Here is a 21,995-nt window from a genome sequence, read left to right as displayed (position 1 = left end):
AGGTGTTTGGACACCAGCTGAAAAGTAACTTAAACCACCTATAGAGGTGGGATTCTGTTACTTAATGAATATTAATGTAATCTCCTGGTCCAAGTGGTAATCCCAATAAGAACCAAATGGCAAATAATATAACCCAACCAATAGCAAAGAATATAGTATATGGGAATAACGCCGAAATTAGCGTTCCGATTCCGATATTTTTATCGTAACGTCTTGCAAATGCTAATAAAATAGCAAAATATGCAAGCATCGGTGTAATAGGATTTGTAATCGAATCTCCTACCCTATACGCTACTTGTGTAACTGCTGGTGAATAATCAAGATACATAAACATTGGTACAAAAATCGGCGCTAATAATGCCCATTTTGCAGAGGCACTCGCAATCAGTAAATTAACGAGTGCACAGATCACAACAAATCCAATAATCATTGGTAAACCTGTGAAATTCAATGCCTGTAAAAATTCTGCTCCTTTAATTGCAACAATTGAGCCAATATTACTCCAGTTGAAGTAAGCAATCATTTGAGAAGCAACAAATGCAAGTACGATAAACGATGACATATCTGCAATTGATTTAAATATTTTTTCTGCTACATCCTTGTCACTCTTAACCTCTTTTGCTGCAATACCATATGCCAACGCTGGTAATAGGAAAAAGAACAGCATAATTGGTACAATACCCGTCATAAATGGTGAATTTAAAAAGCCGCCTGTTTCAGGATCTCGTAGTAGACCGTTTGATGGTATAACTGTATATGCAATAATTGCAGAATATATAATAGCAACAATCCCTGCCCACCTTAAACCACGCATCTCTAGCGGTGTTAATGGTTCGAGTACGCTAATTTCTCCTTTATAATCGCCAAAGCGGGGTTCTGTAAACTTTTTTGTCACCCATGTACCGATAAATATTAAAACAAATGTTGAAGCAATTAAGAAATAGTAGTTCATTGTAGCGCGACCTGTATAATCTGGATCTACAATACGAGCAGCGGATTCTGTAATACCTAATAATAATACATCGAGTGAACTAATTAATAAATTTGCACTAAAGCCACCAGCAACAGCCGCATACGTCACAATTAAACCTACTAAAGGGTTACGTCCTATACTCATAAAAATAAGTGCCGCCACTGGAGGTAAAATAATGAAAGCCGCATCTGCAGCCAAATTGCCCACTAAACCTGTTAAAATAATCACTGGTACAATCAATTTCTGAGGTGCGCTCATAACAGTCTTTTTCATAATCGCAGAAATCAGACCTGTCTGTTCCGCCAAACCAATTCCAATCATTGACACAATAACTAAGCCAAGTGGCGGAAATCCTGTGAAATTACTTTGCATTTGTGTAACGATTAAAATTAAGCCCTCTCGACTCAATAAATTAACGACCTCTATCGTTTCATTCGTTCCTGGTTTTACAGCCGAAATACCCATAGCATCTAAAACCCAAGATAAGATGAGTACTAATAATGCCATAATAACAAATAATGTAATCGGATCCGGCAATTTATTACCAGTACGTTCAATTGTGTCGAGCATCTTATCGACAAACGATTTTTTTTGAGTTATTTCATGTTGCATACATATTTCATCCTCTTTAACTTTCAATAATTTATCTAAAACATCAATTAATTTAAATATTCTGTTTTTTGTATGTACTAAACGATTCACTATACGCTCTTTTAAAGGGAGGAAATCTATTAGTATTGGAATATTATATTGAAATGCTAGAATAATAAGGGAGCGTATCAAATTGAACCGCTCCCTTATTTGCATTTATTGAATTAATTCATCAACATTTATATATGGTAGACCTTGAGAATCTGCAACAGCCTTGTAAACAAGATGTCCATCTATAGTATTAACACCTTTTTTCAGTGCTGCGTTTTCAACACATGCTTGTTTGTAACCCTTATTCGCAATTTGAAGTGCATAAGGAATTGTATTATTTGTTAAAGCAATTGTTGATGTACGTGGTACAGCTCCTGGCATATTTGCTACTGCATAATGCACAACTCCGTGTTTTACATAAGTTGGATCATCATGTGTCGTTACTCGATCAGATGACTCAAAAATACCGCCTTGGTCAATAGCAATATCGACTACTACTGAACCTGGTTGCATTGACTTAATCATTTCCTCAGAAACAAGCTTTGGTGCTTTAGCTCCAGGAATTAAAACTGCCCCAACTACTAAATCTGAGTTTTTCACTGATTCTGCAATATTATAAGGATTGGACATTAATGTTTGAACATCACGGCCAAATAAATCTTCTAATTGACGTAAACGCTCTGGGCTTAAATCAATAACCGTTACATCAGCACCCATTCCGACAGCTATTTTCGCCGCATTAGTTCCAGCTATACCGCCACCAATTACTGTAACTTTACCGCGTGGTACACCTGATACGCCTCCTAGTAAAATACCTTTACCTTCATGGTTTTTCTCTAAGAATTGTGCACCAATTTGCGTTGCCATTTTACCAGCAACTTCACTCATTGGTGTTAAAAGTGGTAAGGAACCATTTGCTAATTGCACTGTTTCATATGCAACCCCTACAACTTTTTTATTTAAAAGTGCCTGCGTTAATTCAAGCTCTGGCGCTAAATGTAAATAAGTAAATAAGATTTGACCTTCATAGAAGTAATCGTATTCTGATGCTACGGGCTCCTTTACTTTCATAATCATTTCTTGTGCCCATGCTTCTTTTGCTGTCTCAACAATATGAGCACCTGCAGCAACGTAGTCTGCATCTGTAAAGCTTGAGCCTAAACCTGCTCCAGATTCAATGTACACTTCATGGCCTGCATTTGTTAATGTAACAACCCCTGCTGGTGTCATGGCTACACGATTTTCATTGTTTTTAATCTCTTTTGGAATACCAATCTTCATCTTCCCTATCCCCTTCCATTACCTAAAAAATAAGCACATTTTGTTACATACTCTTCGATGTATTGATGCACCCCTTGCATTTCCATATTACCAAACATAAACAAAAAATGCTTTAATTAAAATAATAATAGATAAAATTCCTAATATTCTAATAACAGCAAATATTCCAATTAACAAGTTGGTAATTTTCCAACATACAAAAATATAAGTTTATTATCGATTGATAAGAGATTTCCTGAAGAATGCCTTGTAAGAAACAAAAAAATGCTTTTTGATAGTAATATTTATTGTTGGGGTGAATGTAAATGCCTTCACTTCTTCACATTTTTTCTTCCGGAAAGTATTTCCTTTAGAAAATCATTTGGTATAATCAACATATACAAATCTGGGAGGTAATTCAAATGGCTAATAAATATAAAAGCATTGTAGTTGCAGTAGATGGTTCTAAGGAAGCTGAATACGCTTTCCGTAAATCGATTGATGTAGCAAAACGTAACGAAGGTGCTGTATTAAATTTAGTAAATGTTATTGACACACGTTCATTCGCTGCAATCGAAGCATACGATCGTTCAATTGCTGAGCGTGCTCAAGCATTCTCTGAAGAGCTATTAAATGGTTACAAAAAACAAGCTGAAGAAGAAGGCTTAACAAATGTTAACCTTGTAATTGAATACGGCTCACCAAAAAATATCATTACAAAAGAGCTTTCTAAAATTGTAGACGCAGACTTAATCATCTGTGGTGCAACTGGTCTAAATGCAGTAGAACGCTTCTTAATCGGTTCAGTATCTGAAGCAATTGTACGCTCAGCTAAATGTGACGTACTTGTAATCCGTACACCTGAAATTTAATTTTGTCTTACATAAAAGGTATCCAATTTCGGATACCTTTTTCTTATTGTTGAAAAACTATTATGTAATGATATTAAAGTTCCTATTAAATAAAGTATGGCTCTTCTGCAAAACGAGGGGTTGATTTCCGTTCCGACTGGGCGCTTTGTAGCTGACGCTTCGCTTTCGCTACAGAAAACATTTGTTGCTGACGCTTCGCTTTCGCACAGAGCAAAGCTTCCTGGGGGCGTCCGATGAGCCACTTGGGCCAACACGAGGTTGGTCACAAAGGCGTTATCACAGGACGTGATGGTTTTAGCCTTCGTTCCTCTATCGCTGATCCTCAAGAAGTCGCCCAGTCGTAACGAAGATCAACCAATGCACTTATTCTTTTATCAACAAACTAAAGAAGTATATTTTAAAGCAAAATTAAAAAATTTCACATTAGAAAAGCGCGAGAAATCATATTTCAAAATTGATTTCTCACGCTTTTTAAGGTTTTTGACCGGTTTTGCCCCAGCCTGTTTTATGCTTATTTCCCTTCTTGCCACATCTTCACTTTTTCAAAGAACATAGCAAGAGCTTGTTTATTTTGCATGTTTGGTACTTTTGCTAACAGTACTTCTTTTGGAGCATTGAATTCCTTACCTTGCTTTTGCAAAATGACAATGCTCTTTTCAAGTGCTTTATTGGCGAACATTGTATCTGGTAATTGAATAATGGCTTGAATCCAAGCATGCTTTTGAATGTATTTATGCAGTTGTTTCGACTGCTCAGACTCGAAGAGATGGGTTGGTGCTAAGAAAAATAAATAGCCTCCATCCTTCGTGTAATTAATGGACTGCTCAATAAATAAGTGATGTGCATAACTCATTCCTTCTGAAGCGCATAGTTCATAATCTAATGCGATATCTTCATTCGGATAATACCCGACCGGTAAATCACAAACAACAGCATCTGCAGGATTTACTAATAAATCTTGTAAAGCATCTTGACGGAATAAGGAAACTGGCTGCTCTGTCAAATCAGCTGTAGCTGCAGCTATACGAATAAGTAGCTCATCAACTTCTACACCTGTTGCTTCTGTTTTTCCGTCTAATAAATTCATAACTGTTAATAGTAAATTTCCTGTACCTACTGCTGGATCTAAAATAGATATTTTTTCTGTTTCTAGACGCTCCGCAAATAGTTGCTCCACAAAATAACCAACTAATAACCCAAGAGTATCAGGTGTCATTTGGTGATTCGGCTGAGAACCTTTTCTCATCCCCTTTAAAACAGCAATTTGAATCGCTTTGCGCACATCTTCCTTTGTAGCACCTTCTTGTGAAAAATTAACTTCCCCATCTAGCCATGCCTCTAAGCCATCTAAAATACCTTCTAGCAATGTAACATTATGTTCTTTTTCTATTTTTTCAGCATGTTCATTTAGCATACCAAATAACTTTTCGATATTTTCCATACACAACTTCCTTTCACGCAGAAAAGAGCCGTGACAAAAACTTGTCACAGCCCCTTTGTCTAGTAATATCTTAGCCTAAAATCAATAAATTATGCTAGTGCTTTGACAGCTGCAATTGCCGCTTCATAGTTTGGATGGTCTGTTGCTTCAGGAACATATTCCACATATGTCACTTTGTCATTTGCATCCACAACAAACACCGCACGTGTTAGAAGGCGTAATTCTTGGATGTAGACACCATATGCTTCACCAAATGAAAGGTCACGGTGATCTGATACTGTTTGAACAGCATCAATGCCTGCTGCACCACACCAACGTTTTTGAGCAAATGGAAGGTCAACAGATACAGTATAGATAACTACATTGTCACCTAAGTTTGCTGCTTCTTCATTAAAACGACGTGTTTGTGCATCGCAAACACCAGTATCTAATGATGGTACAACGCTAAACAAACGAATTTTCCCCTCTGAATCTTTTAATGTAACAGGTGATAGATCATTCGCTAATACAGTAAAGTCTGGTGCTTTGTCTCCAACTTTTACTTCGTTACCTACAAGTGTTACTGGGCCATTTTTAAATGTTACTTGTGCCATATAAACGCCTCCTAATCTTCATATGTACATAATATTACTAAATAGAGGGAATTAATTGCAACTCAGACAACTTATCAAAAATAGTTTTGAAAAAATCATTTCGAACCTATTCATCCATATTTGATTTAGGTTGCATCATTTTCCAAGCTTATCTCTATAATGTAGGGTTGATTTCCGTTCCGGCTTGGCGCTTTCCTGGGGGCGTCCGATGAGCCGCTTCACTCGCGTTGCTCGCTCCAGGGTCTCGGGCCAACAAGAGGTTGGTCACGAAAGCGTTATCACAGGACGTGATGGTTTTAGCCTTCGTTCCTCTATTGCTAATCCCCAAGGAGTCGCCAAGCCTCCACTACAATCAACTTTATCCATGGTATACGTTATTATAAATGCATCCTAATTATTGGATCTTTTTCCCAACGAACTAACTATTAATCACCTCTATCATCACTAAAATAAAGAGCTGTCTCACCGTAATGAGACAGCTCTAGTCATTATTCTTCGTTATGTTTCTCTAGCTTTTCAGGTTCTGATTTTTCCTCTAGAGGTACAGATTCAACCTTTTCCTCTTTGATTGGCAAAGATGGTTGCACAATATCTTTTTCAATATATATTTTTTCATGAACGACTGTTGTATCCGCAAAAAAATCATGTATACCTTGATTGTTCGGTAGAATGCCTACAAGAATATAAAGTGGCATAAAAATGCTGTTGATGATACGCCCAATCCAATCACGGAATAACACGTCTGACCATGTCAGCTTCTCATGTTTTAATGAAATAACACGTAATCCTAATATCATTTTCCCTAATGTTTGCCCAAAAAATTTCGTCATTAATACGAAATAACTGTAATAAAGAATAGCGGATATAATCGAAATCGGTGCATACCACACTGTGTCAGATAATGACCAATCCATTAAATAAAATATTGGGTTAACGAGAATTCCACCTACTGCTGCAATAATAATTCCGTCTATGAAAAATGCCCAAAAACGCATCCAAAAGCCTGCCGTTTTCAACGCATAATTTTTATTCGTAATTGGCTTATCTATTAGGAACGTATTCTCCATAGAGGGTGAACCTTGCATAACAATATCATTGTTTGTCATTGTACTCCCTCCTTAGTTTTCGCCATATAAGTACATCATTTTTGGTGCTTTATATTCTGCCATAATTTTCATCAGCATTTTTTCCTCTGCTGAGGGACCAAACATGGATCCAATTTTCATCCCAACATATGATGGCCAACCACCCGTATCATATGAATACTCAAATAATTCTGCGTCCTCTAAACCAAAGTCTTTACGCATTGCAGTAATTGCTGCTTCCTCATCGCCAAGCTCATCTACTAAGCCCGATTCAAGAGCCTTCTTACCACTAAGAATTCGACCATCGGCGACTTTTTTCACATCTGCTTCAGACATATTACGGCCTTTTGCCACAATATGAACGAATTCCTGATAAGTTTCATTAATCATGTCTTGCATCATAGCACGCTCTTCCGCTGTCACTTCACGCATTGGGCTAAGCATATCTTTATGTTCACCAGATTTAAACGTTTCATATTTAATACCAACTTTTTCTGCTAACGCCTGATAATTAATAGATTGCATAATGACACCAATCGAACCTGTAATTGTATCACGTTGCGCAAATATTTTATCTGCTGGCGCTGAAATATAATAACCACCTGAAGCTGCCATCGAATCCATAGTTACATAGATTGGAATTTGTCGCTCTTCTTTAATTTTCATGAGTTTTTTATAGATTTCAGCTGATTCCTTTACACCGCCACCTGGTGAATTAACACTTAAGACGATACCTTCCACAGTCTCGTCATTTAAAATATTATCTAATTGATCTAAGAAAAATTGGTGATCATAAGAAACCGATTGCCAAAATGTACTTGAGCCAACATTTTGAATCGTTCCATCAACCTTTAAGTATGCAATACGTTTATCCATATCGCCACCTTCTTTAACCTTTTCCATTACAATTAAATCGTTTCCATCCATTAAGCTATCAAAATTACTAAAGAAATTCGATTTAAATATTGCAAAGATAGTGTTGATCCCTAATGAAAACACTAATAGTACACCTGCAATTATTAAAGCTGTCCACCTTTTACCATTCATATCTTTCCATCTCCTCATAACGTTATACGATTGATATCCTAATTTGTTTCATACTTATTGCAATAATATGGCTTATCACCATAACATAGGGGTTGATCTCTGTTCCGTTTTAACAAATATCACTCCTTAATTTAAGTAAATAACCAATACTATGCAAAAGCTTTAACCAATTTAACCAACTCAACCTATTCAACTTATACTACATTATCTAATATTAAAAAAAAATCAAAGTTCATAAAAAAAGCAGGAACTTTGATTTTCGACATTATTTCCTAGGAAATTAACGATGATTAATATAATGGATTTTTTCTTGCTCACGTAATTCGACACGGCGAATTTTGCCTGATGTAGTCTTTGGTAGCTCAGTAACAAACTCAATAGCACGAGGATATTTATAAGGGGCTGTTAAAGTTTTCACATGGCTTTGTAGTTTTTTAATAAGCGTTTCATCACCAACTACACCATCAGAGAGCACAACAAATGCCTTCACGAGATTTCCACGAATTTCATCTGGACTCGCGACTACGGCAGTTTCTTTTACCGCTGGATGCTTCAATAACGCATCTTCTACCTCAAATGGGCCTATCGTATATCCAGACGAAATAATAACATCATCCCCACGTCCTTCAAACCAAAAATAGCCATCTTCATCTTTATATGCACGATCTCCTGTAATATACCAATCGCCTCTAAATTGTAAATTTGTACGTTCGGGATCGTTTAAATATTTCTTAAATAACGCGGGTGATTCACAGTGTACAGCAATATCTCCAACTTCTCCAATTACAGTGGGATTTCCAATATCATTAATAATTTCAACAGTATTACCCGGAGTAGGCTTACCCATTGAGCCCATTCTAGCCTCCATCCCTACCATTGTTCCAACAAGTAATGTATTCTCTGTTTGTCCATAACCATCACGTACTTGTAAATTAAAGACTTCGGAAAATACTTTTATCACTTCACTATTTAAAGGTTCACCCGCTGACACAGCCTGACGTATCGTACTTAAATTAAAGTCTTGCAAATTTTCAAGACTTGCCATAAATCTGTATTCGGTCGGTGTGCAACACAGAATATTTATATTAAATTTTTCAAGCAATGCAAGGTATGTTGCCGCATCAAAGTGACCTTTGAAAACAAATGCTGTTGCACCACTTCCTAAAGTAGCAAGGAACGGAGTCCAAATCCATTTTTGCCATCCTGGTGCTGCTGTAGCCCAAACAATGTCACCTTCTTGTACACCTAACCAATTTGGAGCAGTAGTTCGCAAGTGCGCATAACCCCAGCTATGTGTATGAACCGCTGCCTTTGGATTGCCTGTTGTACCACTCGTATAAGCTAAAAATGCAATGTCTGTACTCTTAGTCGGCGTAGAACTTATGTAAGTCGTCGGTTGATTTTGCATTTTTTCAAGCAGCGGCTGCCAAGGTTCCTGTGCATGACCAATGACAAATTGCTGTATTTCTTGTAATTTCCCCACATTATCGAATTGTTCAATATAAGGCTCAAATGCTACAACGCCTTTTGCATCGGCATGATTGATTCGATATTCAATATCCTTAGTTCTCAGCATTTCTGAGCTAGGTATAATGATTAAGCCTGCCTTTAAGGCAGCAATATAGACGATATATGCTTCAACTGATCTGGGCACCATGACCAAAATAACATCACCTTTTTTTAAACCTTGAGATGTAAATACATGTGCTGCCTGGTTCGCCTTTTCAAGTAAAGCTCGATATGTTAAGTACTGAATTTCCTCATCTTCGTTATAAACTAATAATGCATTTTTAGTAGAATCCTGTGCATATTTTTCAATTTCCTCTGAAATGTTATACCATTCTGGTGCGATTAAATCTTCTCTTTTCATGGCAAATGCCCCCTTTTGTACGCTCATTATAAAACTCAATTTTTATCATTTTCAATGGAATTCACTCCAATTCATTAAAGTCGTGACAACTATCATGTTCTGCTATATGGCATCAGTCACGTATTAGTACTATCAATTTCGACTTAGCTTTAGTGCCGTTTTCGCAATGAAGAAAAAAACTCCCTATTGAACACGAGTGAATAATATGGTACATTTTGGTCAACTAAAAGCAAGATTGCAGGGGGACTCATTTAGAGTTGAGAAGGTAAAACCTGACCCTTTGAACCTGTTAGTTAATACTGACGTAGGGAGCAACTCACATCTATTTACTGATGAAAGGCTCTTTTGCGTGTTTTTTTCTACACGAAAAAGAGCCTTTTTTGCACGCTTACGTCCATCCAACAAGGAGGACTTAAAATGGTATTTCATACTATCCGTAAACAAAATCCACTTATTCATTGCATTACTAATTATGTTGTGGCTAATTTTCAAGCAAATGGCTTATTAGCAATAGGCGCTTCACCAGTTATGGCAGATGACAGTCATGAGGTTGAAGAAATGGTCGCAATTTCCTCAGGCTTATTGATAAATATCGGTACCCTTAACGAGCGAATGAAAGAATCAATGTTACTTGCTGGAAAAAAAGCAAATGCCCTTGGTATTCCCGTCATTTTAGATCCTGTTGCTGCAGGTGCAACAACTTACCGGAAACAAACGGTACAACAATTACTTGAGGAAATAAATTTTGCGGCTATTCGTTGTAATATCGGAGAGCTTGCAGCTATAGCCGATGTAGAATGGCAACAAAAAGGCGTAGATAGTGGGAGTGGTTCAATTTCTTTAGAAGTTGAGGCACAAAAAGTAGCTCAACTCTACGATTGTATTGTTATTGTGACCGGTGAAAAGGATTTTATTACTGATGGCGAACATCAGCAATGGGTTACAGGTGGAAATTTTCAAATGACAGAAGTTACTGGAACAGGTTGCTTATTGAGCGCCATTTGTTGTGCATCCTACGTCGCAGGAAATAAACCATTCGACCAATTGGTAGAAACATTATCGCTTTATAAAAAAGTGGCTGAACAAGCCGCTTCTTCTACTTCATACATTGGCGATTTTCAAATTGCAGTATTGAACGAACTACATCGCCTTTCCAAGGGTGGTGAACAATAATGCATATTGTAACAACAATTGCTGGTTCTGATAGTGGTGGCGGTGCAGGCATACAGGCTGATTTAAAAACATTTCAGGAATTAAAGGTGTTTGGAACGTCTGTTATTACAGCTTTAACCGCTCAGAATACACTTGGTGTATCGGATGTCTTACCAATTGAAGTTAGTTTTGTTGAGAAACAACTCCAAGCGCTAGTCGAGGATTTTTCAATAAGTGCCGTTAAAACCGGAATGCTGTTTTCCTCTGAAATAATTCAATCAATTGCACAGATTTTAGCTGAAAGAAATATTCCGCTTATAGTAGATCCTGTCATGATTGCAAAAGGCGGTGAAAGTTTATTACAGCAAGAAGCAATTGAGGTATTACGCAGTTGTTTGCTTCCTTTAGCAACAGTCGTAACACCGAACATTCCTGAGGCAGAAACCCTTTCTGGAAGGACAATCAATTCTTTAACAGATATTAAAGAAGCAGCTAAGGTCTTATTACTAATGGGCGTTCAATGCGTCATTATTAAAGGCGGTCATTTAGAGGATAAATGTTATGCTACTGATTATGTATTTTTCCAAGATGGTCGATCATTTTCCATGCAGTCCACTCGTATTGCAACAAAAAATACGCATGGTACAGGCTGTACGTTTTCCGCTGCATTAACTGCTTTTATTGGTCAGGGACTACCTTTAGAAGAAGCGATTGAGGAAGCTAAAAAATTTATTCAATTAGCAATAACTCATGATTTATCTATTGGTAATGGACATGGTCCTACAAATCATTTTGCTTATCAAAACTTGAAGGATTCCTGCGAGGTGATTATTCATGAAACGTGACGATCTACAGCTATATTTTATAATGGGTACAGGTAATGTTTTCAAACAAGAGCCATTAAACGTTTTAGAGAAAGCTCTGCAATCTGGAATTACTATGTTTCAATATCGTGAAAAAGGACCAAATACATTAACTGGGCAAGCATATGAAGATTTTGCTCGCAAATGTCAAAAGCTCTGTCAACAGTATGATGTTCCGTTTATCGTCAACGATGATGTCGAGCTAGCTATAAAACTTAGAGCGGACGGTATTCATATTGGGCAAGAGGATTTTCCTGTGTCGACGGTGCGTAATAAAATTGGCAATATGATTTTAGGTGTTTCTGTTCATTCACATGCTGAATTACAAACTGCTCTACAATATGGTGCTGATTATGTAGGAATTGGTCCGATTTTTTCAACCACTTCTAAAAGTGACGCCAATCCTCCTAGTGGGACTGATTTTTTACAGCAAGTTAGGATACAATATCCTGAACTCCCTATCGTTGCAATTGGAGGCATAAACTGCTCGAATGCTCCTACGGTATTTAAAGCAGGTGCGGATGGAATAGCAGTTATTTCTGCCATTTGCCAAAGTGAGGATATTTCAAATACAGTCTCTACATTTAAATCATTTGTAGGATAAAGTGAACGTTTTTACCCCACTGATTATTAGTCTTCACCAATCGGATTTTTACGGGCAGTTAGCCTCACCTATTTCTTTGCTCTCATTGAATTGAAATGGGAGGACCTAACGTTTCTCTTTTGATATAGATAAATTACTGCCCGTTAATACGGGATAAAAATTAAAAAATTTAAACAAACTAAAACCAGTGCCTTTTACGGTCACTGGTTTTAATTTTTTGCTGATTAAGCAATTATTGGTTGTTTGGCATACCTTTTAATTGTGATTCAGCCATTTGTACAAGACGTTTAGTGATTTCACCGCCAACGGAACCGTTAGCACGAGCTGAAGCGTCAGCTCCTAATTGAACACCAAATTCTTGTGCAATTTCGTATTTCATTTGATCTAGAGCGTACTCTACACCAGGTACTGCAAGTTTGTTTGAACTGCGATTTGTTGAAGTCATGTGTCTCTCACCTCCTTGTGAATATAGAATGTGCGATATTAGATTTTTAATACAAAAATTTTAAAGGTAAATTGTACCTCCGAAGGAAATGAACAAAAAAAAGCCAACTCAAGACTTTGAGTCGGCTCATTAGCTTACGAAATCGCAAGTTTCTTCTATAGAAGATCTGCAAATTTATCGGCTTCTTGCTCTTTTTTCGGGAAAATATAAACTTCACGGTTTTTCACTGCTCGTTCGATTAGTTCATCAAAATCCGAGAAGCTTTCATAATGCTCAACCTTTTCAAGCTTTGGCTTTGTTTTTGGACTTGCTGGAGTAAAAATTGTACAACAGTCTTCAAATGGCTGGATAGACGTTTCGTATGTGCCTATTTTCTCTGCAATATCGATAATTTCTAATTTATCTGATGAGATTAATGGACGTAAAATTGGTGTGTTAGTTACGGCATTAATAGCTGTTAGACTTTCAAGGGTTTGACTCGCTACTTGTCCAAGACTTTCACCTGTAACAATTGCTAGCGCACCAATTTCTTCACGTACTTTGTCAGCAACTTTTAGCATCATTCGACGAGTTGTTGTCATCGATACATTAGAAGGTACTTTTTCTTTAATAAGAACTTGGATTTCAGTGAAAGGAATAACATGTAAACGAATACTAGCGCCAAATTTCGTTAATTCATTAGCAAGCACCTTTACTTTTTCCAATGAATTTTGGCTTGTATAAGGTGGACTAAAGAAGTGAATCGCTTCTAAGCGCACTCCTCGTTTCATCATTAAATAACCAGCAACAGGACTATCTATTCCACCAGAAAGCATTAATAAAGATTTACCATTCGAACCTACAGGCATTCCACCTGCACCTGGAATAACTTGTGCCATCATATATGTTGCGTCATGACGCACTTCTACACGAAGTTCGATATCAGGCTTTTTCACCTTTACTGATAAATTTTGATATTGTGGTAATACATAACCACCGATTTCGCGTTGAATGGCATGTGATTCTAATGGAAATGTTTTATCAGTACGCTTTACTTCTACTTTAAAAGTAAGCTGCTCATTTTTAAATGTATCCATAATTGTTATAGCAAGTTTTTTCATGGCCTCCATGTCTTTTTCACATGCTGCCACTGGACTAAATGATTGGATACCAAAAATTTTAGGTAATCCTTTTAATAGAACGTCCATTTGTGTTTCATCTTGAATGGCGATAAACATACGGTCGCGCTCTGTACGAATGTGTAAATGCCCTAAATCTGCAAATGCATGACGAATGTTCTCACGTAAACGACGAATAAAATCCATCTTGTTGCGACCTTTTGTAGAAAGCTCTCCATATCGAATTAAAATTTCTTTCCAAATCATTTTTAAAATTCTCCTTTAAGTTCCATCAATACTTCATCTAACACTTGTTTAAACTTTACTATATCTTCATTTGTTACATGTGCGCCAAAACTTATACGAATAACACCCTTTTTAAAGTGCTCATCAATATTTAAAGCTTCAACAACATGGCTTGTTTTTGTCTGTTTCGATGAGCACGCACTCGATGTCGATACAATTACATTGCGTTTTTGCAATGCATTAATAATGACTTCACCTTTTAAGTCGCGAATACTAAAAGATAAAATATGTGCCGCACCTTGTGGGGTTGATAAAATATGCGCTGCATCTCCATAGCCACGTAGTTGCGTGCATATTTCTTCATTCCATTGACGATATTTTTTTGCACGATCATTCATCGTCTCTACTGCTATTCGGGCTGCTTTAGATAAGGCTACTGCTTGCGGTACAGCTACTGTTCCACTACGCAAACCAAACTCCTGCCCTCCGCCAAGTGCATATGGTTGCCATTTCATTTTTTTACGAAATGCTAGTACACCTGAACCTTTAAAGCCATGAATTTTATGGCCAGAAATTGAAATACAGTCTGGTCCATCATCATCGTTAAATGATATCGGTAACTTTCCAAAGCTTTGTACAGCATCCACGTGAAAAGCTGCGCGACTTGATTCATGAATAATTTTTGCAGCTTCAAAAATTGGTTGGATAGCACCCATTTCATTATTTACATGCATCATACTTACTAAAATGGTATCCTTGCGCACTTTTGTACGAAGCTCCTCTAAAGAAATAACTCCATTTTTATCGGCTTGTAAGTATTCAACATCAAAACCCTCTTGCTCAAGTTGCTTAACAGCTTCTAGAACAGATGGATGTTCAACTTCAGTTGTTAAAATATGATTTCCTTTATGTGTATTGCTACGTGCTAAACCAAATATAGCCGTGTTATTGGATTCAGTACCACCTGATGTAAATAGCACATTTTTTGCTTCTGTCTGCAAAATATCTGCTACTTGCTCACGTGCACGCATTAACAATTCGTTTGATTCAACACCCATTGCATGAATGGAAGCAGGATTGGCATAATACTGCTCATTCACTGCCATAAATGCTTGCATAACCTCTTTTAAAGGTTTTGTTGTTGCACTGTTGTCTAAATAGATTGTATTAACTTCCATTAATATTCACACACTTTCAAAACGTTGATTTAACGGTATTTATCATAACGCAATCTTCAGCAATTGACTACTAACTTTAACAATTATCCTAATTTAATCACTTATTTGTTTGCTTTTAATGTGAAAAACCACCCATTAAGAGTGGCATATTAAAATTTACTATGAACGTTTCCTGAGTATAAAAATTTGGGTTTTGCATTGTTAGGCTTATTACTATAACGTGAAGTTGATTTCCGTTCCGGCTGGGCGCTTTGTAGCTGTCGCTTCGCTTTCGCTACAGAAAACATTTGTTGCTGTCGCTTCGCTTTCGCTACAGAAAACATTTGTTACTGACGCTTCGCTTTCGCTCAGAGCAGAGCTTCCTGGGGGCGTCCGATGAGCCGCTTGGGGCAACAGGATGTTTTTTGCGCGAAAGCGTAGTGCTAACGTAGCGTCAGCAGCAGGATGTTGGTCACGAAGGCGTTATCACAGGACGTGATGCTTTTAGCCTTCGTTCCTCTATTGCTGATCCCCAAGGAGTCGCCCAACCTCCACTCCAATCAACTTATATACATGACATATGCTTTAAATAAATGCCATCCTCAACTTTCAGCAGCCATATTTATACTATATTTTACCACCATATTGAAGGCGGACTTCACCACAATATACCTTAGTCAACACGCTTATTTTTAACCTTTTTTCATTGTTATAAATTCTGTTGAAGCTGTAAATTCCATGACTTTTGTAAAACCTAATTTTTCATAAAGATGAATGGCTCTTGTATTAAATGTAGCTACTGTTAAACGAATAGGACTATGATTTTCTTGTTGTAGCTGATTTAAAATAAATGAAAAAAATTCTGAACCGCAACCTTTTCCTGTTAGCTCAGGCTTCATCCCTATCCCCACATCAATGCACTCGTCTAAATACGCACCATAATCACGTCCTTTAGGTACTTGTGCTGATGTTCCTGTACAGAAAAAACCAACTAGCTCTTCTTGATCATTGACAATTGAATAATACGGACTTTCAAGAATTTCTTTTAGAGATTCATCGCATAGATCATTGTTATAAAAATCATATGGTTCTTCATATTTCCAATTCAAAATATCAGTCGCAAAAATTTCATTCATTTCCCGAATATAAAATTGCATTATGACCACCTCTATTAGTTTTTAATCAAAATCGTAGTGAGACATCATGTGAAGCTTCCCGCTCCATTTCCCTTTTATCACGAATGCGTAGCTTCCTCAAACATTTCAAGGCGCTAAAATCGTAGGTTTAGAGAAATTTTGCATCTTAATAACAAAACTGTCTAAAAAGTAATAACTATACCTTTTAGACAGCTGATGTATTTTTTTATTATACTTGACTATTTAGTTATTGTTTCTCTGCTACAAGTTCTTGAATTCGCTTTAAAGCACCTGGCTCCATTTCTTCAACTGCCGTTCCAGCCTCTTCTAATGCCTTGGAATAGCGGAATTGATTAAAGGATTTTTCTGCTTCTCTTAAACGAGTATGCAATTTTGGATTTGTTGCACGATGACGATTACCATACTGAATAATACGTTCAATCAGCATTACATTTTCAATCAATTCATTCGCCTTCGCTTTTACATCCTCTACGCAAAGTGTTGCAGCATTTAAATTGTTATGGACTGTTCCCATATTGAGTGGTACCTCTTGAAGGCTTTGCATAACTACATAAATATGCTCTGCTGCCTCATCTAGACGGGCATCCATCTCTTCAGGAATACCTGGAATATTAGCCTTATTCAATAGCCGATCTGTTTCTTGTAACGTTTTCTTTAAGCTTTCTACTTGTGCACGAGCCTTGTTTTCATCAATTCGGAGCTTCTTCATCGTATTTGATAAATGGCCTTGCTCCTCATGAATATGTTCAAGTTCCTCGTTAATTTCAATCAATTCTTCCTGCAAACTTGAGTATGCGGATTTTTCCTCTCTAACACGCATCGCTAATAAATCATAGCGACGTTGTAAAGCCTCTAATTGCTTTAACGCAGCTTTTGGAATTTCTGCATCTTTTTCATTTAAACGGTAGCTTTGCTGCACAAAAGTTGCTTCATCACTTACTAATCTTGTTGAACTAATAACATTAGTAATTGAGCTTAATAAACGATCACAATTTTGGTCAACATAATTTTTAGCAATAACTTCTTTTTCAAGTAGATCGTAAAAGTGATCAATCTCTTCATTTATTTCAGCTACACGTGGTTTAACAACGGTTAAATTAAGCTCTGCTAATTCATTTTTTAATGTCGCAAATTCTTCATCAAATTTATCGAACCCCTTAGTTAGCTCTAAATGCTGTAAATAGTAGGATTGCTCCTCCATTTCACGCTGGCCACTACGTAATTCCTGTACCGCGCCTGGTAGTTTTACTTGCAATTCAGTCAAAATTGCTGGGACATCATTAATATATTCAAATGTCTGTTGTGATTCTTGATTCAAGCCAATAACAATTTCTCGAGCCTGCAAATAATTCCCTTCGCTAGTAAGCACATCGAATTCCTCAAACTTTTGAACAAACATCTCCAGCTTTTTCTCCAGAGCCGGTAATGCTACACCAAATGAATGTTGGTGAGCTAACAATGTTTTACGTGCAGAGCGATAGTATTCTTTTAATTGTTCAATTTCAATACGATTTTTTTCTTCGCTGCCAATTAATTCATTTAGTTCTTCTAAGATTTTATCTTTATCTTGTTCACATTTTTGAATGTAATCTTCTATCTCACGTTCAATTAACGTTGCTTTCTTAAAACGAAGTCTATTGATTTGATCCTCTGCATCAAATAAAAGTGAATCAATTTTTGTCATATGTACATCGATGACTTCATCCCAGCTATTTCGCCATCGTTCAAACATCTCTTCCGTTTCACCGTTCATGTTCAAAGATTTAACTTTTGAAATTTCCTCATTTATGGGATTGTTTTGTATTTGTGATTTTTCATTTTCAAGTTTAGCAATGATTGTTGTATGTTTTCGTCGCATCATAAATCCTACTATCGCTAAAATTAATAGTAGGATAACCGGAATGATGATATACTCCATCGTAAGCCTCCTATTCTACAATAAACGAATTGGCTAGTTGTATTTATTATATACTATGTTATCGCCTTTTGTACTAAAATTTGAGTGTTTTTTATGTATTTACGCCTTTCAAGAATAACACCTACTTAAATTCTGAACAATTTGCGCAAATAAAAGTGTTTGATCCAAAAGCTAAAGGAGTGGTAATTTTATGAAATGTGACGGCCATGTTCATAGTCCGTATTGTCCACATGGTACTTCTGATTCATTTAAGCAATATATTGAAAAAGCAATTTCTCACAACTTTACAGATATTACCTTCACAGAACACGCACCATTACCTTTGAATTTTACTGACCCTACACCTCAGCAAGATAGTGGTATGAATCCAGAATTTTTAATGCCTTATTTTGAAGATTTACAGTGCCTTCAAAAGGAGTACGCACAAGACATTCGCATTCATATCGGTCTTGAGGTTGACTATATTCAAGGCTTTGAACAAGAAACTCGTCAATTTCTTGATACATATGGACACTTTTTAGATGACTCTATTTTATCAGTCCATTTTTTACAATGGCAAAATATCTTTGAATGCATAGACTTTTCTCCAGAAAGCTTTATGGCTTTTTCAAAAAAAGTGGGCTCTATTGAACAAGTGTATAATTTATATTACGATACCGTCCTACAATCCATTAAAGCAGATTTAGGGCAATACAAGCCTAAACGCATTGGGCATCCTTCACTTATTCACAAATTTCAATTAGCACATAAAATGAAAATTGATGATTCTACGCGGATTCGAGAAGTATTAGATTTAATGAAAGCAGAAGGCTATGAGCTAGATTTAAATAGCGCTGGTTTAAGTAAAACATATTGTCAGGAACCTTATCCACCATTTACCTTTATCGATTATAGTAAATCTATTGGGCTACCAATTGTTTTTGGTTCAGATGCTCATAGTGTTGATGATTTACATCAACACTATAATGTTATATATCCAAAATAAATATCTTTCAAACGAGGTGCTATTATGTTTACACAAATTAATTATGAAGGGCCAATTGTCGAGCAATATAATACATTAGCAAAACAGTTAGATGCCCTACTTACTGGAGAAAGCGATCGCATTGCTAATTTAAGCAACGCCTCTGCTTTACTAAATCAATTCCTACCGAACATTAACTGGGTTGGTTTTTATGTATTACAGGGGGATGAACTTGTATTAGGGCCATTCCAAGGCTTACCTGCCTGCGTCAGAATACCAATTGGACGCGGAGTTTGTGGAACAGCTGTAGGCAAAGCAGAAACTATAGTGGTAAAAGACGTACATGACTTCCCAGGGCATATTGCTTGTGATGCCGCATCCCAATCCGAAATTGTTATTCCCTTAATAAAAGAAAGACAGGTCATCGGTGTACTTGATATCGACAGTCCAATCACAAACCGCTTTTCAAAGGAAGATCAAGAGGGGTTAGAGGTATTCGTAAAAACCTTACTTCTCCATTTATAAAAAATACCCTGAAATGATTTATTGTCATTTCAGGGTATTTCAGCGCATAAGGCTGATGTTTTATTTTCAAAACCAACTTTTTTTATTACATTATAAATTGTTTTGATAAGATCGATCATGAATACAAAATCGATTTTTACCACTGTTTTTCGCTTCATAAAGCGCTGTATCTGCATGTAGGAAAACAGATTGAAACGCTGGATGGTACTGTTCGTCCCATGTTATGAGACCTGCTGAAATAGTCACCTGAGGATCTGTTGTATTTGGAATTATTGCAACGATTGTTGCTGCTAATTCGATTGCTTCTTTCTCATCAATATTTGGGATATACACAGACATTTCTTCTCCACCCCAGCGTGCACAAATACCACGAACTCCAATCATTTCTTTTAACTGTACCGCAATTTGCTTAAGAATCTTATCACCAATTTGGTGACCATACGTATCATTAATGCGTTTAAAATTATCAATATCAATGAGTAAGAACATCCCTGATTGATCATTTTTAAGAGACTTTTCTACATATTGGTCTAAATAACTTCTTGCATATAATTTCGTTAAATGGTCCAAATCTACCATTTCTTGAAGTTGATTACGTAGTATTGAGTTTGCAATTGCTAAAGAAGAGTGATGGATTAATGATTGCATTAATTTAAAGCTATCAAATGAAAAGAAATATGGCTCCTTGTGTAACACAATACTAAAGCCATTAATTTTTTCTTCCATTAAAATCGGGATTGCCATAATTGAACGATATTCAATTTGATTAGGGGTTAATCGACTGAAATCGGCAATAAATAGTGGATCGTTGGAATGTTCAAAATGATGTTCAACATGTTTTATATATGTTTGACCCTTCTCTGCATTGAAAAAGGCTGTACTCGCATCCGTCACTTTAAAGGTGTCATTATGTTTAAAAGCGAAACAAACTTCCATTGGTTGAAAAGATTTCATTAACTGTTTTTGGAGGAAAAGTAACATTTCATTTATGTCAATCCTCATATTTAAACGATGCGATGTTTCATTGATGAGTTGTAAATCACTTACAAGGCGATGTGATTGATGATATAATTTTGCATTTTCTAGTGCATTTCCAGATGCTTGTGCTAGCATTCGTACAAAATCTTTTTCAGTCGTTGAAAAAAGATATGTTGTAGGTGCACTTACTTGTAAAATACCATAAATAGCTTGTCTCCCTTTTATAGGGGCGTTTAATAATCGACAATTCAAATCGCTTGCAAGCTCCGTCGTCAGCTCTCCTGAGACAAAAGCCTCAATTGTCGCAGGTCTTTCAGATAAGTAATCAAATAGCTTAATATCGATAGTCGTATGGCGGTCTTGATCATTCGATAGTATAAGCTCCACATTAAACTCCGGGAAATTATCCTTAATATTTTTCAAGACATTTTCTAAAATTAAATCAATATCCATAGTGGAATGAAATAAATCTGTCATATTGTACAATTTTCTATATTGGTCTTCATTCACTTTTACTTCGAAATTTTCTCTAATGATCTGAAAAGCCTTCGTGAGCGTTTCGACAAAATTTTCTCCGTAATCCGAAGTCATAAAGTCTGTCCAAGCATCGGTTGCCTCAACGAGTAGCACACCAATTGGATTTTTGCCTTCTGCTTGTAAAAGCACCATATCTGTCATCATCGTATATGCTTCTTTTTCTTTTAATATATAAGGGACTTTTACCAACTTCTGTTGATAAAAGCTAGCTTCAATCATTAACCATGACACAGCATTTAGTTTTGTTTCAATTGTTACAGTAGCCATTTCTTCAACAGGTATTAAAGAATTACCTTCTAAACCGAGAAACGCCACATTTACAATTCCAAAGTGCTTCTTTAGACACCGTTCTAATGGGTGAAAATACCCATTAAAACCGGCTTGTTCCTTAGAACTCACCCAAATGCTCAAAACATCTGATTTTATATATTTTAGCGTTTGTAAATGGTCTGTCATGAAATCACCTTTTCTATATAACGTCCAAATCAATACTATTAACTTATAGTATAGTATACATAATTTGTGTCATTTTGACTATGTTATTCTATTTTACTTTTACATTTTACATT

20 protein-coding genes and 1 riboswitch are annotated in these 21,995 nt (G+C 36.4%); of the genes, 7 read left to right on the top strand and 13 right to left on the bottom strand.

Features of this window, described 5'->3' with window-relative positions; all coding sequences use genetic code 11:
- Positions 1-61 precede the first annotated feature (61 nt).
- Together ACQKOG_RS11735 and ald are read right to left on the bottom strand one after the other, a co-directional pair.
- Entirely contained in the window at positions 62-1,585 is a 1,524-nt protein-coding gene (locus ACQKOG_RS11735; protein WP_427446604.1) for an AbgT family transporter, read from the bottom strand.
- Positions 1,586-1,780: 195 nt separating this feature from the next.
- On the bottom strand, positions 1,781-2,896 hold the full coding sequence (gene ald / locus ACQKOG_RS11730; protein WP_402868365.1) for an alanine dehydrogenase: 1,116 nt from the start codon (positions 2,894-2,896) through the stop codon (positions 1,781-1,783).
- A gap of 401 nt (positions 2,897-3,297) precedes the next feature.
- On the opposite strand from ald, the gene ACQKOG_RS11725 reads away from it, so the two are divergent.
- The gene (locus ACQKOG_RS11725; protein WP_100544912.1) at positions 3,298-3,747 is read left to right on the top strand and encodes a universal stress protein; all 450 of its coding nucleotides are present in this window, start codon (positions 3,298-3,300) and stop codon (positions 3,745-3,747) included.
- 511 nt (positions 3,748-4,258) lie between these two features.
- Here ACQKOG_RS11725 and ACQKOG_RS11720 read toward each other — a convergent pair.
- Positions 4,259-5,188: a class I SAM-dependent methyltransferase gene (locus tag ACQKOG_RS11720; protein ID WP_370075711.1), complete on the bottom strand. Its 930-nt coding sequence runs from the start codon at positions 5,186-5,188 to the stop codon at positions 4,259-4,261.
- A gap of 89 nt (positions 5,189-5,277) precedes the next feature.
- The gene (gene tpx / locus ACQKOG_RS11715; RefSeq protein ID WP_337989065.1) at positions 5,278-5,781 is read right to left on the bottom strand and encodes a thiol peroxidase; all 504 of its coding nucleotides are present in this window, start codon (positions 5,779-5,781) and stop codon (positions 5,278-5,280) included.
- A 208-nt stretch (positions 5,782-5,989) separates the two neighbouring features.
- Between tpx and ACQKOG_RS11710 the strand changes: the two genes are divergently transcribed.
- Positions 5,990-6,175, top strand: coding sequence for a hypothetical protein (locus ACQKOG_RS11710; protein ID WP_402868363.1), 186 nt, complete (start codon positions 5,990-5,992; stop codon positions 6,173-6,175).
- Positions 6,176-6,269: 94 nt separating this feature from the next.
- On the opposite strand, the gene ACQKOG_RS11705 is transcribed toward ACQKOG_RS11710, so the two are convergent.
- The 3 genes from ACQKOG_RS11705 to mbcS all read right to left on the bottom strand — a co-directional run bounded on the left by ACQKOG_RS11705 (position 6,270) and on the right by mbcS (position 9,783).
- On the bottom strand, positions 6,270-6,887 hold the full coding sequence (locus tag ACQKOG_RS11705; RefSeq protein WP_370075713.1) for an RDD family protein: 618 nt from the start codon (positions 6,885-6,887) through the stop codon (positions 6,270-6,272).
- 12 nt (positions 6,888-6,899) lie between these two features.
- A complete protein-coding gene (gene sppA / locus ACQKOG_RS11700; RefSeq protein WP_370075715.1) occupies positions 6,900-7,913 on the bottom strand; it encodes a signal peptide peptidase SppA in 1,014 nt (337 codons plus the stop codon).
- A 280-nt stretch (positions 7,914-8,193) separates the two neighbouring features.
- Positions 8,194-9,783: an acyl-CoA synthetase MbcS gene (gene mbcS, locus ACQKOG_RS11695; protein WP_402868360.1), complete on the bottom strand. Its 1,590-nt coding sequence runs from the start codon at positions 9,781-9,783 to the stop codon at positions 8,194-8,196.
- 229 nt (positions 9,784-10,012) lie between these two features.
- A riboswitch (TPP riboswitch) is annotated at positions 10,013-10,111 on the top strand.
- 89 nt (positions 10,112-10,200) lie between these two features.
- Between mbcS and thiM the strand changes: the two genes are divergently transcribed.
- Genes thiM through thiE form a run of 3 tightly spaced genes read left to right on the top strand, consistent with a single transcriptional unit; the run spans position 10,201 to position 12,402 of the window.
- Positions 10,201-10,956, top strand: a complete 756-nt coding sequence (gene thiM, locus ACQKOG_RS11690; protein ID WP_370075719.1) for a hydroxyethylthiazole kinase — start codon at positions 10,201-10,203, stop codon at positions 10,954-10,956.
- Positions 10,956-11,780, top strand: a complete 825-nt coding sequence (thiD, locus tag ACQKOG_RS11685) for a bifunctional hydroxymethylpyrimidine kinase/phosphomethylpyrimidine kinase (protein WP_427446581.1) — start codon at positions 10,956-10,958, stop codon at positions 11,778-11,780. Before thiM ends, thiD begins: the two co-directional genes overlap by 1 nt.
- Positions 11,770-12,402 carry a thiamine phosphate synthase gene (thiE, locus tag ACQKOG_RS11680; protein ID WP_402868356.1) on the top strand — a complete coding sequence of 211 codons (633 nt, stop codon included), beginning with the start codon at positions 11,770-11,772 and terminating at the stop codon, positions 12,400-12,402. Before thiD ends, thiE begins: the two co-directional genes overlap by 11 nt.
- A 232-nt stretch (positions 12,403-12,634) precedes the next feature.
- On the opposite strand, the gene ACQKOG_RS11675 is transcribed toward thiE, so the two are convergent.
- From ACQKOG_RS11675 to ezrA, 5 genes are all read right to left on the bottom strand, one after another.
- Positions 12,635-12,847 carry an alpha/beta-type small acid-soluble spore protein gene (locus ACQKOG_RS11675; RefSeq protein ID WP_049667479.1) on the bottom strand — a complete coding sequence of 71 codons (213 nt, stop codon included), beginning with the start codon at positions 12,845-12,847 and terminating at the stop codon, positions 12,635-12,637.
- Between the two features lie 155 nt (positions 12,848-13,002).
- Complete coding sequence (gene thiI, locus ACQKOG_RS11670; protein WP_370075725.1) at positions 13,003-14,211, bottom strand: tRNA uracil 4-sulfurtransferase ThiI; 1,209 nt, start codon at positions 14,209-14,211, stop codon at positions 13,003-13,005.
- A gap of 2 nt (positions 14,212-14,213) precedes the next feature.
- Positions 14,214-15,368, bottom strand: a complete 1,155-nt coding sequence (locus ACQKOG_RS11665; RefSeq protein ID WP_370075727.1) for a cysteine desulfurase family protein — start codon at positions 15,366-15,368, stop codon at positions 14,214-14,216.
- Between the two features lie 671 nt (positions 15,369-16,039).
- Positions 16,040-16,504, bottom strand: coding sequence for a GNAT family N-acetyltransferase (locus tag ACQKOG_RS11660; RefSeq protein ID WP_370075729.1), 465 nt, complete (start codon positions 16,502-16,504; stop codon positions 16,040-16,042).
- Positions 16,505-16,730: 226 nt separating this feature from the next.
- The gene (ezrA, locus tag ACQKOG_RS11655) at positions 16,731-18,422 is read right to left on the bottom strand and encodes a septation ring formation regulator EzrA (RefSeq protein ID WP_370075731.1); all 1,692 of its coding nucleotides are present in this window, start codon (positions 18,420-18,422) and stop codon (positions 16,731-16,733) included.
- A gap of 190 nt (positions 18,423-18,612) precedes the next feature.
- Here ezrA and hisJ point away from each other — a divergent pair, with 190 nt between their 5' ends.
- Positions 18,613-19,407, top strand: coding sequence for a histidinol-phosphatase HisJ (gene hisJ, locus ACQKOG_RS11650; protein WP_370075733.1), 795 nt, complete (start codon positions 18,613-18,615; stop codon positions 19,405-19,407).
- A gap of 24 nt (positions 19,408-19,431) precedes the next feature.
- Positions 19,432-19,911: a GAF domain-containing protein gene (locus ACQKOG_RS11645; protein ID WP_427446577.1), complete on the top strand. Its 480-nt coding sequence runs from the start codon at positions 19,432-19,434 to the stop codon at positions 19,909-19,911.
- Positions 19,912-20,001: 90 nt separating this feature from the next.
- Here the strand turns inward: ACQKOG_RS11645 and ACQKOG_RS11640 are convergent, their stop codons facing one another.
- A complete protein-coding gene (locus ACQKOG_RS11640; protein ID WP_402868350.1) occupies positions 20,002-21,882 on the bottom strand; it encodes a sensor domain-containing diguanylate cyclase in 1,881 nt (626 codons plus the stop codon).
- Positions 21,883-21,995: the final 113 nt, after the last annotated feature.

Source organism: Lysinibacillus sp. NPDC093216 (assembly GCF_050280325.1).
GTDB lineage: Bacteria > Bacillota > Bacilli > Bacillales_A > Planococcaceae > Lysinibacillus.
Note: the sequence above shows the minus strand (reverse complement) of the source record. Positions and strands in the feature narration are given on the sequence as shown.

Coding starts and splice junctions, on each gene's coding strand:
- ACQKOG_RS11645 (WP_427446577.1), top strand. CDS start 19,432: ATGTTTACACAAATTAATTATGAAGGGCCAATTGTCGAGCAATATAAT.
- ACQKOG_RS11735 (WP_427446604.1), bottom strand. CDS start 1,585: ATGCAACATGAAATAACTCAAAAAAAATCGTTTGTCGATAAGATGCTC.
- thiI (WP_370075725.1), bottom strand. CDS start 14,211: ATGATTTGGAAAGAAATTTTAATTCGATATGGAGAGCTTTCTACAAAA.
- ACQKOG_RS11675 (WP_049667479.1), bottom strand. CDS start 12,847: ATGACTTCAACAAATCGCAGTTCAAACAAACTTGCAGTACCTGGTGTA.
- ACQKOG_RS11710 (WP_402868363.1), top strand. CDS start 5,990: ATGAGCCGCTTCACTCGCGTTGCTCGCTCCAGGGTCTCGGGCCAACAA.
- sppA (WP_370075715.1), bottom strand. CDS start 7,913: ATGAATGGTAAAAGGTGGACAGCTTTAATAATTGCAGGTGTACTATTA.
- ACQKOG_RS11665 (WP_370075727.1), bottom strand. CDS start 15,368: ATGGAAGTTAATACAATCTATTTAGACAACAGTGCAACAACAAAACCT.
- ACQKOG_RS11720 (WP_370075711.1), bottom strand. CDS start 5,188: ATGGAAAATATCGAAAAGTTATTTGGTATGCTAAATGAACATGCTGAA.
- tpx (WP_337989065.1), bottom strand. CDS start 5,781: ATGGCACAAGTAACATTTAAAAATGGCCCAGTAACACTTGTAGGTAAC.
- thiE (WP_402868356.1), top strand. CDS start 11,770: ATGAAACGTGACGATCTACAGCTATATTTTATAATGGGTACAGGTAAT.
- ald (WP_402868365.1), bottom strand. CDS start 2,896: ATGAAGATTGGTATTCCAAAAGAGATTAAAAACAATGAAAATCGTGTA.
- ACQKOG_RS11725 (WP_100544912.1), top strand. CDS start 3,298: ATGGCTAATAAATATAAAAGCATTGTAGTTGCAGTAGATGGTTCTAAG.
- ACQKOG_RS11705 (WP_370075713.1), bottom strand. CDS start 6,887: ATGACAAACAATGATATTGTTATGCAAGGTTCACCCTCTATGGAGAAT.
- mbcS (WP_402868360.1), bottom strand. CDS start 9,783: ATGAAAAGAGAAGATTTAATCGCACCAGAATGGTATAACATTTCAGAG.
- thiD (WP_427446581.1), top strand. CDS start 10,956: ATGCATATTGTAACAACAATTGCTGGTTCTGATAGTGGTGGCGGTGCA.
- ACQKOG_RS11660 (WP_370075729.1), bottom strand. CDS start 16,504: ATGCAATTTTATATTCGGGAAATGAATGAAATTTTTGCGACTGATATT.
- hisJ (WP_370075733.1), top strand. CDS start 18,613: ATGAAATGTGACGGCCATGTTCATAGTCCGTATTGTCCACATGGTACT.
- thiM (WP_370075719.1), top strand. CDS start 10,201: ATGGTATTTCATACTATCCGTAAACAAAATCCACTTATTCATTGCATT.
- ezrA (WP_370075731.1), bottom strand. CDS start 18,422: ATGGAGTATATCATCATTCCGGTTATCCTACTATTAATTTTAGCGATA.
- ACQKOG_RS11640 (WP_402868350.1), bottom strand. CDS start 21,882: ATGACAGACCATTTACAAACGCTAAAATATATAAAATCAGATGTTTTG.